The sequence below is a fragment of the Bradyrhizobium sp. GCM10028915 genome, from assembly GCF_042666195.1.
Taxonomy (GTDB): Bacteria; Pseudomonadota; Alphaproteobacteria; order Rhizobiales; family Xanthobacteraceae; genus Bradyrhizobium; species Bradyrhizobium canariense_D.
In genome coordinates this window covers 373324-386470 of record NZ_JBHTFN010000065.1, presented here as the reverse complement: position 1 = coordinate 386470, position 13147 = coordinate 373324, and the positions used below count along the sequence as shown (strand labels likewise).

Annotated in this window: 10 protein-coding genes and 1 tRNA gene; 7 read left to right on the top strand and 4 right to left on the bottom strand. The window is 63.3% G+C overall.

Going from position 1 to position 13147, the window contains the following annotated elements:
* Positions 1–261 precede the first annotated feature (261 nt).
* Positions 262–338: transfer RNA gene (locus ACFQX9_RS31580), tRNA-Met, on the top strand.
* Between the two features lie 117 nt (positions 339–455).
* On the opposite strand, the gene ACFQX9_RS31575 is transcribed toward ACFQX9_RS31580, so the two are convergent.
* The gene (locus ACFQX9_RS31575; RefSeq protein WP_026233807.1) at positions 456–767 is read right to left on the bottom strand and encodes a helix-turn-helix transcriptional regulator; all 312 of its coding nucleotides are present in this window, start codon (positions 765–767) and stop codon (positions 456–458) included.
* Positions 768–860: 93 nt separating this feature from the next.
* Here ACFQX9_RS31575 and ACFQX9_RS31570 point away from each other — a divergent pair, with 93 nt between their 5' ends.
* Both ACFQX9_RS31570 and ACFQX9_RS31565 read left to right on the top strand, forming a co-directional pair.
* Entirely contained in the window at positions 861–1613 is a 753-nt protein-coding gene (locus ACFQX9_RS31570) for an SDR family NAD(P)-dependent oxidoreductase (RefSeq protein ID WP_377791480.1), read from the top strand.
* 281 nt (positions 1614–1894) lie between these two features.
* Positions 1895–2794, top strand: a complete 900-nt coding sequence (locus tag ACFQX9_RS31565; protein WP_018459437.1) for an alpha/beta fold hydrolase — start codon at positions 1895–1897, stop codon at positions 2792–2794.
* Between the two features lie 149 nt (positions 2795–2943).
* Here ACFQX9_RS31565 and ACFQX9_RS31560 read toward each other — a convergent pair whose 3' ends face one another.
* Positions 2944–3435 (bottom strand): hypothetical protein, encoded by a 492-nt coding sequence (locus tag ACFQX9_RS31560; protein ID WP_018459438.1) that lies wholly within the window; start codon positions 3433–3435, stop codon positions 2944–2946.
* Positions 3436–3698: 263 nt separating this feature from the next.
* On the opposite strand from ACFQX9_RS31560, the gene ACFQX9_RS31555 reads away from it, so the two are divergent.
* The 3 genes from ACFQX9_RS31555 to ACFQX9_RS31545 all read left to right on the top strand — a co-directional run bounded on the left by ACFQX9_RS31555 (position 3699) and on the right by ACFQX9_RS31545 (position 8819).
* The gene (locus tag ACFQX9_RS31555; RefSeq protein WP_377791479.1) at positions 3699–6755 is read left to right on the top strand and encodes an ATP-binding protein; all 3057 of its coding nucleotides are present in this window, start codon (positions 3699–3701) and stop codon (positions 6753–6755) included.
* A 311-nt stretch (positions 6756–7066) separates the two neighbouring features.
* Positions 7067–8284, top strand: coding sequence for an OpgC domain-containing protein (locus ACFQX9_RS31550; RefSeq protein ID WP_377791478.1), 1218 nt, complete (start codon positions 7067–7069; stop codon positions 8282–8284).
* A gap of 46 nt (positions 8285–8330) precedes the next feature.
* Complete coding sequence (locus ACFQX9_RS31545) at positions 8331–8819, top strand: DUF2059 domain-containing protein (RefSeq protein ID WP_204513244.1); 489 nt, start codon at positions 8331–8333, stop codon at positions 8817–8819.
* A gap of 49 nt (positions 8820–8868) precedes the next feature.
* Here the strand turns inward: ACFQX9_RS31545 and ACFQX9_RS31540 are convergent, their stop codons facing one another.
* Complete coding sequence (locus ACFQX9_RS31540; RefSeq protein WP_204513245.1) at positions 8869–10071, bottom strand: ABC transporter substrate-binding protein; 1203 nt, start codon at positions 10069–10071, stop codon at positions 8869–8871.
* 211 nt (positions 10072–10282) lie between these two features.
* On the opposite strand from ACFQX9_RS31540, the gene ACFQX9_RS31535 reads away from it, so the two are divergent.
* Entirely contained in the window at positions 10283–11896 is a 1614-nt protein-coding gene (locus ACFQX9_RS31535; RefSeq protein ID WP_085351829.1) for an acyl-CoA synthetase, read from the top strand.
* 10 nt (positions 11897–11906) lie between these two features.
* On the opposite strand, the gene ACFQX9_RS31530 is transcribed toward ACFQX9_RS31535, so the two are convergent.
* Positions 11907–13109, bottom strand: a complete 1203-nt coding sequence (locus tag ACFQX9_RS31530; RefSeq protein WP_377791477.1) for an MFS transporter — start codon at positions 13107–13109, stop codon at positions 11907–11909.
* Positions 13110–13147: the final 38 nt, after the last annotated feature.

The following is a 13147-nucleotide window of genomic DNA, read 5'->3' as shown; positions in this document are numbered from 1 at the left end:
TGGCCCCTTGTGGAACTTCTGGCAAGGGCCGGCCAAATAGGCCGCAAATTCGTCCACCGCGCTGTCATAAAGTCGAAAAAAACGTTCTCGCAGCCCTTTCCAAAGGCACCCCGGGTTGGTACATACCGCCTGCACCCAACGGGCTTTGCCCGGGGTTGCCTTCCAAGGAAGCCTTCGGGACGGACGAAGCAAGCCACGCGAACAGCGCCGGCCCTTCATTCACCGTCCCCGGCGCTTTCACGAAGGCAAAGCAACGGTTAACGCGGGGTGGAGCAGCCCGGTAGCTCGTCAGGCTCATAACCTGAAGGTCATAGGTTCAAATCCTATCCCCGCAACCAAGTTCGGACCTTACCGGTCCCGATCCGAAAATGGCCCGCTTCACGCGGGCCATTTTTGTTTTGGCCGCGCTCCGGTGGAAACGTCGGTCGCACCTTGCGCAAGAGTGGGGGAACGGCTCACTCCGGATAGCTAAGGATCATTTTCAGCAGTTTCGGAAACCGCGCATTGATGTCCTCCTCGCGCAGGACATTGCGGTGCTGGACGCCTTGCTTTGAGGTCCGGATCAGGCCGGCCTCGCGCAGGATGCGAAAATGGTTCGACAGGGTCGACTTCGCCATGTCAGGGCAGGGCGCCGCCTCGGTGCACGACATGCAATCACTCTGTGCGGCCAGGCTTTTGACGATCCGCAGCCGCATAGGGTCCGCGAGCGCTCCCAGCACCCCAGCCAGTGAAATCTCGCTCCGCGATGGGTGAACGAACTGCACCATGCACAAAATATAGCACCTCCCTTGAACTCATTCAATAGTTCACTAGTATTGAACTATTGAATATCGGCGTCGCGCCGGATGATGGAGAATGTGATGACCAAGAGACTCGAAGGAAAAGTTGCGCTCGTGACCGGCGCATCCAAAGGCATCGGTGCCGAAATCGCTGCGCGGCTCGCGGCCGAGGGCGCGGCGGTCGCCGTCAACTACAGCTCCAGCGAGCAGGCCGCCGACCGCGTCGTCGCCGCCATTGTCGCCAAGGGTGGCAAAGCCGTCGCGGTCCACGGCAATCTGGCCGATGCCAAGGACGTGAAAAGCGTAGTCGCGGATACCGTGAAGGCGCTCGGTGCGATCGACATCCTCGTCAACAACGCGGGCGTTTACGAGTTCGCGCCGCTCGAGGCCATCACGCCGGAGCATTTCCACAAGCAGTTCGATCTCAATGTGCTGGGCCTCCTCCTGGTCTCAGGAGAGGCGGCGCGGCACTTCAACGCCAATGGCGGAAGCATCATCAACATCAGCTCCGCGGCGTCGACCCTCGCGCCGCCGAACGGCGCCGTCTACTCCGCCACCAAAGCATCGGTGGATGCGATCTCCGCCGTGCTGGGCAAGGAACTGGCGCCGCGCAAGATCCGCGTCAACGCCGTCAATCCCGGCATGATCGTCACCGAGGGGGTCGTGTCCGCCGGCCTGCACGAGGGCGACATGCGAAACTGGATCGAATCCACCACTCCGCTTGGCCGAGTCGGCAAGGTCGAGGAGATCGCTGCCGCGGTGGCCTTCTTCGCTTCGGACGACGCATCCTACGTCACGGGCGAGACGCTTCACGTCGCCGGCGGCCTTCGCTGAATTTGTTGGTTTACAGAAGGAAATGGCACGCCTTGCGCGCGCCATTTTTTGTTTTGGGGCGTCCTCGATCATGCATGTCCTGCTTGGCTGAGCTTGGGTTCGTTCGGACCATGCCGAAGCGCGTCCCGTCGCCGTCGGTGGAGCTGCCAAGCGTAAGCGCGATCAGCCCAGAGCATGCCATCCGGGAAGGAACCCAGGATGGCGCCGGGCGTCAACACGAGGACACCGGGCCCGTCCGGTGCTCGCTTGTTGGCTTGCCGTCGTTCGGAAGGAGAGGGCCAATGCAGTTCGAGGATTTCGACGCCGCCGATGTTCAGGCGGACGAGGCCCGGATCTTCATCCGTCGGGCCGGTTCGGGGCCGGCCGTTCTCCTGTTGCACGGATTTCCGCAGACGCATCTGATGTGGCGAGACGTTGCGCCGTTGCTCGCGCAAAACTTCACCGTGGTCTGCGCCGATCTTCGCGGATATGGCCGGAGCGATTGTCCTCCCTCCAGTCCGGACCATGCGCCATATGCAAAACGAGCAATGGCAAACGACATGGTGTCCGTCATGACGAAACTCGGCTTCGACCGTTTCTCGGTCGCGGGCCATGATCGTGGCGGCCGTGTCGCCTTTCGGCTCGCGCTTGATCACCGCGAACGCGTGCAGCGGCTTGCCGTCCTGGATGTCGTTCCTATTGCCGACGCCTGGGAGCGCGCCGACAAGAACCTGACGGTCGGCTATTGGCCGTGGTCGTTGCTTGCGCAGCCTGAACCTCTTCCCGAGCGGTTATTGTCGGCAGCCCCCGACGCCATCATCGACAATGCGCTGCATGGCTGGGGGTCTTCGGCCGGCAGCTTCAGTCCGGCGGTGCGAGCAGCCTATATCGACGCGTTGAGCGATGAGGCGCATGTTCACGCGATCTGCGAGGAATATCGTGCGGCCGCGACACTCGATCACGCGCACGATGTGGCGGACCGTCGTTCCGGCCGCCGAATTGACTGCCCTGTGCTCGTGCTCTGGAGCGGTCGCGGCCCCCTCAACGCGTGGTATGCGAGCGAGGGCGGCCCCTTGGGGCTCTGGCGGGCGTGGGCAGATGACATCGACGGAAAGCCGCTTGATGGCGGGCACTTCTTCCCGGAGGAGCTTCCGCAGCAGACTGCGTACGAGCTGAACCGGTTTTTTGGAGGCGGTGGATAGGACCAGCGTCTTGGCAGTGCTGCTTCCTTCGACAGCACGGTCTTGGCAAGCGCGAGGGCTGCCCCCTTGGGGCGAACGGCGATCGGAAGCAAACATTACGCCCGCGCCAGTCGCGCGGGCGTGATGCGTCTTGCGTACTACAGAATGCGTCAGGATCTGTGCGGACAGACCATCGTCAGATTGAGCAGCGTCGGCTTGTCCGAGCCCTTCTTGTAGTCCCACTCCAGCCGGATCTCGTGCCGGTGCGCGAAAGCGTCGCTGGCTTCGTGGGTGATGATCTTCGTCTTCATCGGGATTGGCGGCTCGGAGTTGAAGCATTTCCGGACGCAGGCATCGAGCAGATCGCATCGCGTCAGCGGAATGACGCCCGGCTCATCCCTGGACAGGGGGACTGTGTTCGGCTGGGTGCTGAGGTCGACGCGGGCCCGGCCCTTTTCCTTGTGCCAGTACTTGGCGCTGCCCTGCGGCCAGTTCGATGCCGGGTTCAGAATCAAATGGTACTGGCCGTATTCCAAGGTCGGCAGGTCGATGTCCTCGGACTCCTTGAGCTTCGCGACGCTCTTCTTCATGTTCGCCAAAGGATAGTAATTGCTATTCATCAAGTCTCGAAATGCCTTGCCGCTATATACCAGTCCGGCCATCGCCTCTTTCCTTCATATGTCTGTTTGTCAAAATCTCTGGTGCGGTGGCCGAAAATACGCGTCACGCTACGGCCGATCACGCTGTTTGTTGTGCGCCCTCAACGCTACCACTCAGGAATGTATTTCGTCCAGAGAGCCTCCATCCCGTAACGTCGCCTATGTCGCAAGCCCAATTGCCATGCACTTTCCTATAGGTATTGTTGGGTCGAACGCCTCGCGGGGATTGGGGTGAGGCTGCCGAGGCAGTGGTTGAAGGCGCTGGAATGCATTGCTTCGCTTGTCAGTCGGCGATTGGTCCGGGCGACCGCTGGTGCTCCAAATGCGGAGCGGCGGTGCGCCAGCCCGTCGACCCCGACAGCGAACGACGCTTTGTGACGATTCTGCGTGCCGACGTCGTCGATTCCACAGGTCTTGTTGCCGAACTGGAGCCGGAGGCGGCGGTGTCGCGCCTCGAGCCTGCTCTTGCGGCGATGAGAGGCGCGGTGCGCCAGTTCGGCGGCATCGTCAGCAAGGAGTTGGGTGACGGGTTGGCCGCCGTCTTCGGCGCCCCGATCGCCGACGACAACCACGCGCCCTTAGCCTGCCACGCGGCCATCGAGCTGGTCCGGCGTGTTGGCAGTCTGGGCGATCCAGGACTTCAAGTCCGGGTCGGCCTGCACTCGGGTCATGTGGTGGCCTACATGGTCGCGAGCGAATTTTCCAAGGTCTACGAGATCGGCGGCGCAGCCCAGCACCTCGCGGCTCGGCTGGAGACGGCAGCCGAGGCGAACCAGATCTATGTCTCCGAAGCCTGCCAGGAGCTGGCGGACGGACACGTCCGCTTTGAATTCCTTGGCCGCAAGGCGCTCCGTGGTTTCGGCGAGCCCCTGCCTGTCTACCGGGTGATGGGTGCGAGTGATCTGTCGAGCTGGCGGGTCCGACGTGCGCGGAGCGTTTCCAGATTCGTCGACCGCACGACGGAGCGGGCGTTGTTGTGGCGCGCTGCGGATAGGGTTGCTGCCGGCCGGCAGACGGTTCTGCTGATGGGTGACGCCGGCATTGGCAAGTCTCGGCTTGCGCATGAATTCGCGCAGGACCTCCGGGCTGGCGGCTGGCGGCTGATCGATGTCGAGTGCAGCCCAAATCTCCAGGGTGCGCCGTACAGCGCGCTCAAGCGCCTGTTGCTCTCGATCCTCGATACGTCAGCAAGAGATCAGACCAAGACGGATGATCCCAGAGACGAATTGCCGGTGGTGCAACAGCGGGCTCTCGACGCGATCCTGGATTTGCCGGTTTCCGATCCGCAATGGGATGAATTGGAGCCTCACGCGCGCGGTCGTGCGATTTCAGACGCAAGCTGTGCGATCGTCGAGAGCGTCGCCCGTCGTCAGCGTACGATCCTTTTGATTGAGGACCTGCACTGGATGGATCGGGCCAGCGATGCGGTCGTCGCGACCCTTTCGGGGCTGCAATGCCCTGATTTGCTTGTGCTGCTGACGACGCGGCCCAATGGAATGCCGGTGTGGATCGCGAGCTGCCGCGCGGAAATCGTGGCGATGCGGCCTCTCGATGACAATTCGGGGCTGGCCATGCTCGCGGACATGCTTGGTCCCGCCACGACCAACGAAGACCTGAAGAATCGGATCATCTCTCATACGGCCAACGTTCCGCTGTTCATCGAGGAGGTCTGCCGCAGTCTGAAGGACAGCGGCATGCTTCTTGGCCAGTGGGGCGACCTTTCCCTTGCGCGTCCTGTGGACGAACTCGGCATCCCCAGCAGCATTCAGGGTGTGATCGCGGCGCGGCTGGATCGTGTGTCACGACAGGAACGATCGCTTCTCCAGATCGCCGCGGCGCTTGGACCCCGGGCCGACCAGGCCACACTGCGAAGAGTAGCGGCCGTGCCGGAAGACGTCCTGCAGGATTGCCTCACCGCGCTCGACCGGGCCGAGCTGCTCGTCAGGATCGACAGTGAGTTGGAGGATTCGCTCGAGTTCCGGCACGAGATGGTCAGGCAGGTGACCTACGATTCGATGGTCGAGAAGGTGCGGGAAAGCATCCATGCCAGCATTCTGGCGGCTCTCGAGACCGACGAGGCGTGGACCGACGGTCCGGATACGCTCTGCTATCACGCGACCCGAGCGAAGGATTGGCGGAAGGCTTTTCAGCATGGCAGGAGCGCGGCTCGAAAATGTCTGGTGCGCTCGGCCTTTGCCGAAGCGGTCGATTATTTCGAGATCGCGATGGGTTCTCTCGACAAGATCCCGGTGACGCACGCGCGCGAAACGGACGCCATCGACCTGCGGATGGAGGCGCGGTTGGCCTTTGCCGGGTCGGGGCGTGTCGCCGAAGCCCTGGATTTGGGGAGCGAGGCCGAACGGCGAGCCGATGCGATTGGCGATATTGAACGCAAGGTCGCGGCCATGACCATGAGAGCGGGTGCCCAGAATTTCTATGGAACGCCGGTCGAAGCCGTCGCGATCGGAGAAGATGTGGTGCATCTGGCGGAAAGCTCAGGAAATCCCGCTTGGCGTAATCTCGCGCAATACAGTCTCGGGCAGGCCTATTTTCTTTCCGGCCGCTACGATCGCGCCGAGAAGATGCTGGCCACCGCCCGCGTCCATCTTGCGGGTCTGACCGCGAGTGCTCCGATCGGCACGACCCCACGATCTTTGCTCCTGCTTTGCTGCATGATGAACAGCGTCACTCACACGGTGATGGGCCAGATCGATGCCGCCGAGCAGCTTCAGCAGCAGGCCGGCGCGATCGCGGAGGAGACCGGCCGCCCCTACGACCGCGTCGCCGCGGCCTATAGCGGCGGCTGGCTGATGCTCGGCCGCGGCGAGCCGGCGGCGGCCGCGGCCATTCTCGAGGATGGTTTTGTCCTGGCGCAGAAGCACGGCATCCGGCTGTTCGTGCCGGTGCTCGCCTGCCACCTCGGCATGGCCTATCTGGAGCAGGGGCTGTTCGACCGCGCGCGCGGCATGCTGACGGAGGCGCGTGAGGAGGCGAAGGCGGTCGGCTATACCTCGGCGGTGCTGCGCAGCTCGATCTACCTGGCGCTCGCCACCCACCGTCTCGGCGACGTACAGGCCGCGCAGAACATGCTGCGCGAAGCGCGCAACACCGCGCGGCAACAGGGGTTCTCCGGGCTGGAGGCGGAGGCCCTGTTCGGCGAGGCCGTGGTGACGCCGCCGTCGGATGCGGAGGCCAAGGCGGCGATCCTGAGCGCCCTGCGCGCGACCATCGCGATCGCCACCGAGAGCGGCGCGCTGCCGCTGCGGCACAAAGCCGAGGCGATGCTCAACGAGATGCAGGCGACGGGTGACGAGCTCAGCTGACGGCAGCGGCGGCCGGGCCGCTATCGGGGCCGAAATCTGCCCGACGCGTCAAATAAATTAAGCAGGGCCCGCAATGGGTTAGCTACTGTGCATGGGGTTGTTTTTGGCGTTTTTTGAAGAGGCCCCCATGGTGCAGTGCGGAGGACGGCACGCTTGTGCGGCCCCGCTCCGATGACTATGCCCTTGCACGCGCAGCAAGGTCGGCTACCGTCGGCCCTGGCCACACGGCCAGGCGACTTTTGATTTCAATTTTTTAGCATCCGATTTTCCGGCGCCGCGACGGCGCGACGCCCACCGAACGAGGCGGGGCCATGATCACACGGGACCAGTCAGCGCTGCTCGCGCCGGTCGAGCGGGATTTGCGGCTCGATCTTTTCCGCGGCATCGGTCTGTGGATGATCTTCCTCGACCACATTCCGCACGACATCGTGGCCTGGCTGACCTTGCGCAATTACGGCTTCAGCGACGCCGCCGAATTCTTCGTCTTCATCTCCGGTTATCTGGTCGGCTGGATCTACGGGCCGATCGTCGCGGGCGGCTGGTTTCTCGCCGCGCTGAAGAGGCTGTGGCGGCGCGCGGTCGAGATGTATGTCGCCCACATCATGCTGTTCCTGCTGTTCACGGCGCAGATCGCCCGCACCGCGCGCCGCTTCGACAATCCGATGTACGAGCACGAGTTCAACGTGTTCAATTTCCTGTCGCATCCGGACGAGCTGATCGGGCAGGCGATCCTCCTGAAGTACAAGCCGGTCAATCTCGACGTGCTGCCGCTCTACATCACGCTGGTGTTCGCCTCGCCTTTCATCGTGTGGTGCCTGGTGCGCCGGCCGAACCTGACGCTCGCCGCATCCGTGGTGCTCTACGTGCTGGCGCGCTGGTTCGACTGGAACGTCGCCTCCTATCCGCCCGGCACGCACTGGTACTTCAACCCGTTCTGCTGGCAGCTGATGTTCGTGTTCGCAGCCTGGTGCGGCATCGGCCAGATCGACAAGATCGCGAGATGGGTGTGGTCCAGGGCGGCGATGGCGCTGGCCGCGGCCTGGCTCGCCTTCGCGCTGCTGATCGTGATGACCTGGCACGTCCCCGTGCTCGAAGCGTTGATCCCGAAATGGATGATCAAGGCGATTTACCCGATCGACAAGACCGATCTCGATATGCTGCGCTTCACGCATTTCCTGGCGCTGGCGATCTGGGTGACGCACCTCATCTCCCGCAAATGGCGGACCCTGCACGGGGCCTGGCTGCGCCCCGTGATTCTCTGCGGTCAGCATTCGCTGCCGATCTTCTGCCTCGGCGTCTTCCTGTCGTTCTCGGCGCACTGGATCCTGACGCAATACACCAAGGGGGTCTGGGAGCAGCTCGCGGTCTCCGTCGTCGGCATCGTCATCATGATCGCAGCCGCCTGGCTGCTCGACCGGACGGAACGGGTGCCGAACCTGTTCGTGAAGGTGACGGAGATCGAGGAGGCCGACACCGTCCTGGAAAGCGCGCCTGCGGACAGGTCTGCCGTGGCGCCCGCGGGTCGTTGAGTATCGCCGGCCTGCATTTTCGCGGAGAGATCCAACGGAGAGGTTTATGTCCAGACTTGTGTTGACGATCGCCGGCGCCCTCCTGCTCCTGATCTCGGGTTCATCGGCGCAAGCGCCCTCGCCGGAGGCGATGAGCGCGGCGCGCAAGCTCGTGGTCACCTTGAAGATCGCGGATCAGTATCGCGCGCTGTTGCCGCAGCTCCTGCTCAAGCTGAGGCCCGTGGTCGCGCAGGACAGGCCGGAGATCGAGCGCGACTATGACGCGGTGACGGCGCCCGGCTCCGAGATCTACACCCCGGCCCTCACCTCAATGATCGACCAGGTCGCCGCTCTCTATGCGCAGAGCTTCAGCATTGACGAGCTGCGCCAGATCGAGGCTTTCTATGTCCAGCCAGCCGGGAAGAAGCTTCTGGAGAAGTCGGATGCGCTGGCGCAGGCCAGCGCGCAGATCGGTCAGGACGTCGGTCAGAAGACGGCCGACGAGTTGAAGCAGCGCCTCATCGAGGCGCTGCGACAGAAGGGGCACAAGCTCTGAGCCTGTACCGACAGCGCTAGCGAACCTATGCCTTGTCCGTCCTGTTGGCTCACTTCACAAGAGGGCAGCCGCCGTCCTTCAGGGGCCGGAAGGCCTGGTCGGCAGGGACTTCGGCGAGCAGCTTGTAATAGTCCCACGGGCCTTTGGACTCCTCGGGCTTCTTCACCTGGAACAGATACATGCTGTGCACCATGCGGCCGTCTTCGCGTAAGCTGCCGTTGTCGGTGAAGGCATCCTTCACCGGCAGCTCGCGCATCTTGGCCATCACGGTCTTGGTGTCCCTTGTGCCAGCGGCCTGCACCGCCTTCAGGTAGTGCAGCGTCGCGCTGTAGGTCGCCGCCTGGTTCATCGTTGGCATGCGCTTGACGCGCTCCATGAAACGCTTGCCGAAAGCGCGGGTCTTCTCGTTGAGGTCCCAGTAATAGGCCTCGGTGATGATCAGTCCCTGCGCGAGCTTCAGCCCTAAGCTGTGCACGTCGGAGATGAACATCACGATCGCAGCCAGGTTCTGGCCGCCGGCGACGATGCCGAACTCACCGGCCTGCTTGATCGCATTGATGGTGTCGCCACCGCCGTTCGCCAGCCCGATGATCTTGGACTTCGAGGCCTGGGCCTGCAGCAGGAATGAGGAGAAGTCCGCGGTGTTGAGCGGATGCTTGACGCTGCCGAGCACCTTTCCGCCGGCCGCCTTCACCACGTCGGAGGTGTCGCGCTCGACTGAATGACCGAACACGTAGTCCGCCGTGAGGAAGAACCAGCTATCGCCGCCGTTCTTGACGATGGCGCTGCCGACCGTGTGCGCGTTGGCGTAGGTGTCGTAGGTCCAGTGCGCGGTGTAGGGCGAGCAGGACTTTCCGGTAATGTCGGAGCTTGCCGCATCCGTCACGATCATGATCTTCTCATACTGCTTCGACAGCTCCATCACTGCAAGCGCAGTGGCCGAGGTCGGCAGGTCGATGATCATGTCGACGCCCTCGGTCTCCCACCACTTTCGCGCGATGGTGGAGGCGACATCGGGCTTGTTCAGCACGTCGGCGCTGACCATGTCGATCGGCTTGCCGAACATCTGCCCGCCGAAATCTTCGATCGCCATTTTGGTGGCCTCGACATTCCCCTGGCCTCCGATGTCGGAATAGACTGAGGAGAAGTCGGAGAGCACGCCGATCTTGAGCGGTGCCTGCTGGGCGAGAGACGGGCTGATTAGAAACGCAGTCAATCCGGCCGCTAGGGTAGCACGAATAATCCGGCACATGGCATTTCCCCCTAAGTTTTATCGTTGATGCACGAGGCTAGATTTGCCTCCCTGAAGCGTCAACTCTTGCGTAACGGCGCCGCGCTCGCTGGGTGATTTGACGCGGCCGGTCCCGCCGACTACGCTTTTGCAAAGACGAGAACCGTGTGATGCCATGGCCTGACCTGTGCTGGGCGGCCCTCACGCAAAGAGAAAATTCAGGGGAATGGAAATGACCGGCGATATCGCAGCCACCATCTCGAAGGCCCGCGAGCATTCCATCGGCGACCTCCTGCGCCGTGCGGCGGGCCGCGATCCGGGCAAGCTCGCGGTGAGCTGCGGCAATGTGAGCTGGACCTTTGCCGAGATGGACGCGATCTGCAATCGGCTCGGCCGTGGCCTGCTTGGCCTCGGCGTGAAAAAGGGTGACCGCCTCGCCGTGCTCTCGCGCAATTCGCATGCCTTTGCGGCGCTCCGGTTCGCAGTGGCCCGGATCGGCGCGGTGCTGGTGCCGATCAACTTCATGCTCAATCCGGACGAGATCAATTTCATCCTGAAGAGCTCCGGCGCAAAGCTGCTCGCGGCCGGCCCTGATTTCGTCGAGTCCGCGCGCGCGGCCAGCGCCCGGGATTGCGCGGTCGAGAAGATGATCTGGCTGCCGGGTGAGGATCCCGCCACGGCGCCAGCGGGCCTCACCACCTTCGCCGATCTGCTCGATGCCAACGGCTCGTACCTTGAGGCCTTCGTCGACAGCCGCGATCTCGCGCAGATCGTCTACACCAGCGGCACGGAGTCGCTGCCCAAGGGCGCGATGCTGACCCATGAAGCCGTGATGTGGCAGTATGTCAGCTGCATCATCGACGGCGGCATGAGCGTGGACGACAAATTCCTGCACGCCCTTCCGCTCTATCATTGCGCGCAGCTCGACGTGTTCCTGGGGCCGCAAATCTATCTCGGCGCCTCCGGCGTGATCACGGGCAAGCCTGCGGCCGACAACATTCTCTCATTGATCCAGACGCACAAGATCACGTCGTTCTTCGCGCCGCCGACGATCTGGATCGCGATGCTGCGCTCGCCCAATTTCGACAAGACGGATTTGTCCACCTTGCAGAAAGGCTATTACGGCGCCTCGATCATGCCGGTGGAGGTGCTGCTCGAGCTCCAGCGCCGCCTGCCCAGCGTGAAGTTCTGGAATTTCTACGGCCAGACCGAGATCGCGCCGCTCGCGACCGTGCTGGGTCCTGCGGACCAGCTGCGCAAGGCCGGCTCGGCCGGCAAGCCCGTGCTCAATGTCGAGACCCGCGTGGTCAATACGTCAATGGAGGATGTGAAGGTCGGCGAAGTCGGCGAGATCGTGCACCGCTCACCGCATCTGCTCTCCGGCTATTACAACGATCCGGTCAAGACGGCGGCGGCGTTCTCCGGCGGCTGGTTTCACTCCGGCGATCTCGCCACTGTCGATGAAGAGGGCCACATCACCGTGGTCGATCGCGTCAAGGACATGATCAAGACCGGTGGCGAGAACGTGGCGAGCCGCGAGGTCGAGGAGATGGTCTACCGCATCCCCGCCGTGTCCGAGGTGGCGGTGGTAGGCCTGCCCGATCCGCGCTGGATCGAGGCGGTGACTGCGATCGTCGTGGTCAAGAGCGGGGAGAAGCTCGACGAGGAGTCCGTCATCAAGCATTGCGCCGGCCAGATGGCGCATTTCAAGGTGCCCAAGCGCGTCATCTTCGTCGATGCCCTGCCCAAGAACCCGAGCGGCAAGCTGCTCAAGCGCGAGCTACGCCAGCGCTTCGTCGGCGGCGAGACGCTCGACAAGGCGATCCAGAAGAATTTTGGCACGTGAAGCTCGCGCCTCAATACTTCTTCACGTGGGCGCCGAACGCGAACCACAGCGCCATGGAGGCGAGGCCGAAACCGCCGAGCAGCAGGAATGTCGGGCCGTAGCCGATCCATTGCGCGATCCAGCCGCCAAGCGCGGGACTGAGGCTCGCGCCGATGCCCTGCACGGTGATCACGGCACCCTGGCCGAGATTGATGCGGCCGGTGCCGTTGAGCGAGCGCGCGACCATGCCGGGGACGGCAACCGTCTGGAGTCCGGTGCCCAGGCCGTCGAGCACCTGCATCGGTACGACGCCCCACCATCCCGTGACGAAGAAGGCGAGCACGCCGCGGATGGGCAGGAACATGAAGGAGACAAGAATGATGGGCCAGTAGTTGCGCTTGCTCGCCGCCTTCATTGCGATCAGCGACGTGATGACCATGACGCCTTGTGCGATCACCACGATGGTCGCGACGAAGCTCGGGCCGTTGGCCTGGCCCTCGGCGACCGCCGCCAGGCCATAGAGCGGAACGATGGCGGCATTGCCGAGATGAAACAGCGCGAGCGCCAGTGCCAGCACCAGCAGCGCGCGGTGCTTGAGCAGCATCGTAAACGCGTCCGGCGCGCTGTCGGGATCGTCCTCCTTGCTGCCGCGCGCGGCGCGATCATCGATCGCCTTGGCCGGAATCATCATCACACAGGCGATCGCGATGGCACCGAATATTGCCGCCAGCACGAACACGGAGACATAGCCGAACTTGTAACCGAGATAGCCCGACAGCGCGGCGCCCACCATGTTGCCGGCATGGTTGAACGCCTGGTTGCGGCCGTTGAGCGCGTTGAAGCCCTTCTGCTTGGCGATGCCAAGCGTAATGCCGGTTACCGCCGGCACGATTGCGGCGCTCGCCAGCGATTGTGCGACCTGCGAGAACGTCACCGCCCAGAAATTCTGCGAGATCAGGATGATCGCGGACGCGAGCACTACGCAGATGCCGGGAATCACGACCCACATCCGCTTGTTGCGGCTGGCGTCGATGAAGCCGCCGATCGGCGTCGTGACCAGCATGCCCGCGACGTTCCCGATCGTCATCGCGGTGCCGATCAGCCCGGTCGCCCAGCCGCGCTCCTGGAGGAAGACGCCGACAAAAGGGCCGATGCCCGACTGCATGTCGGCCATGAAGAAGTTGAGAGCGAACAGGGGCCAGATACGAGACGAGGAGGGGGACCGCGATGTCATCGATGCCAAAACGTGGTCTCAGCCGGGATACGGCGGGT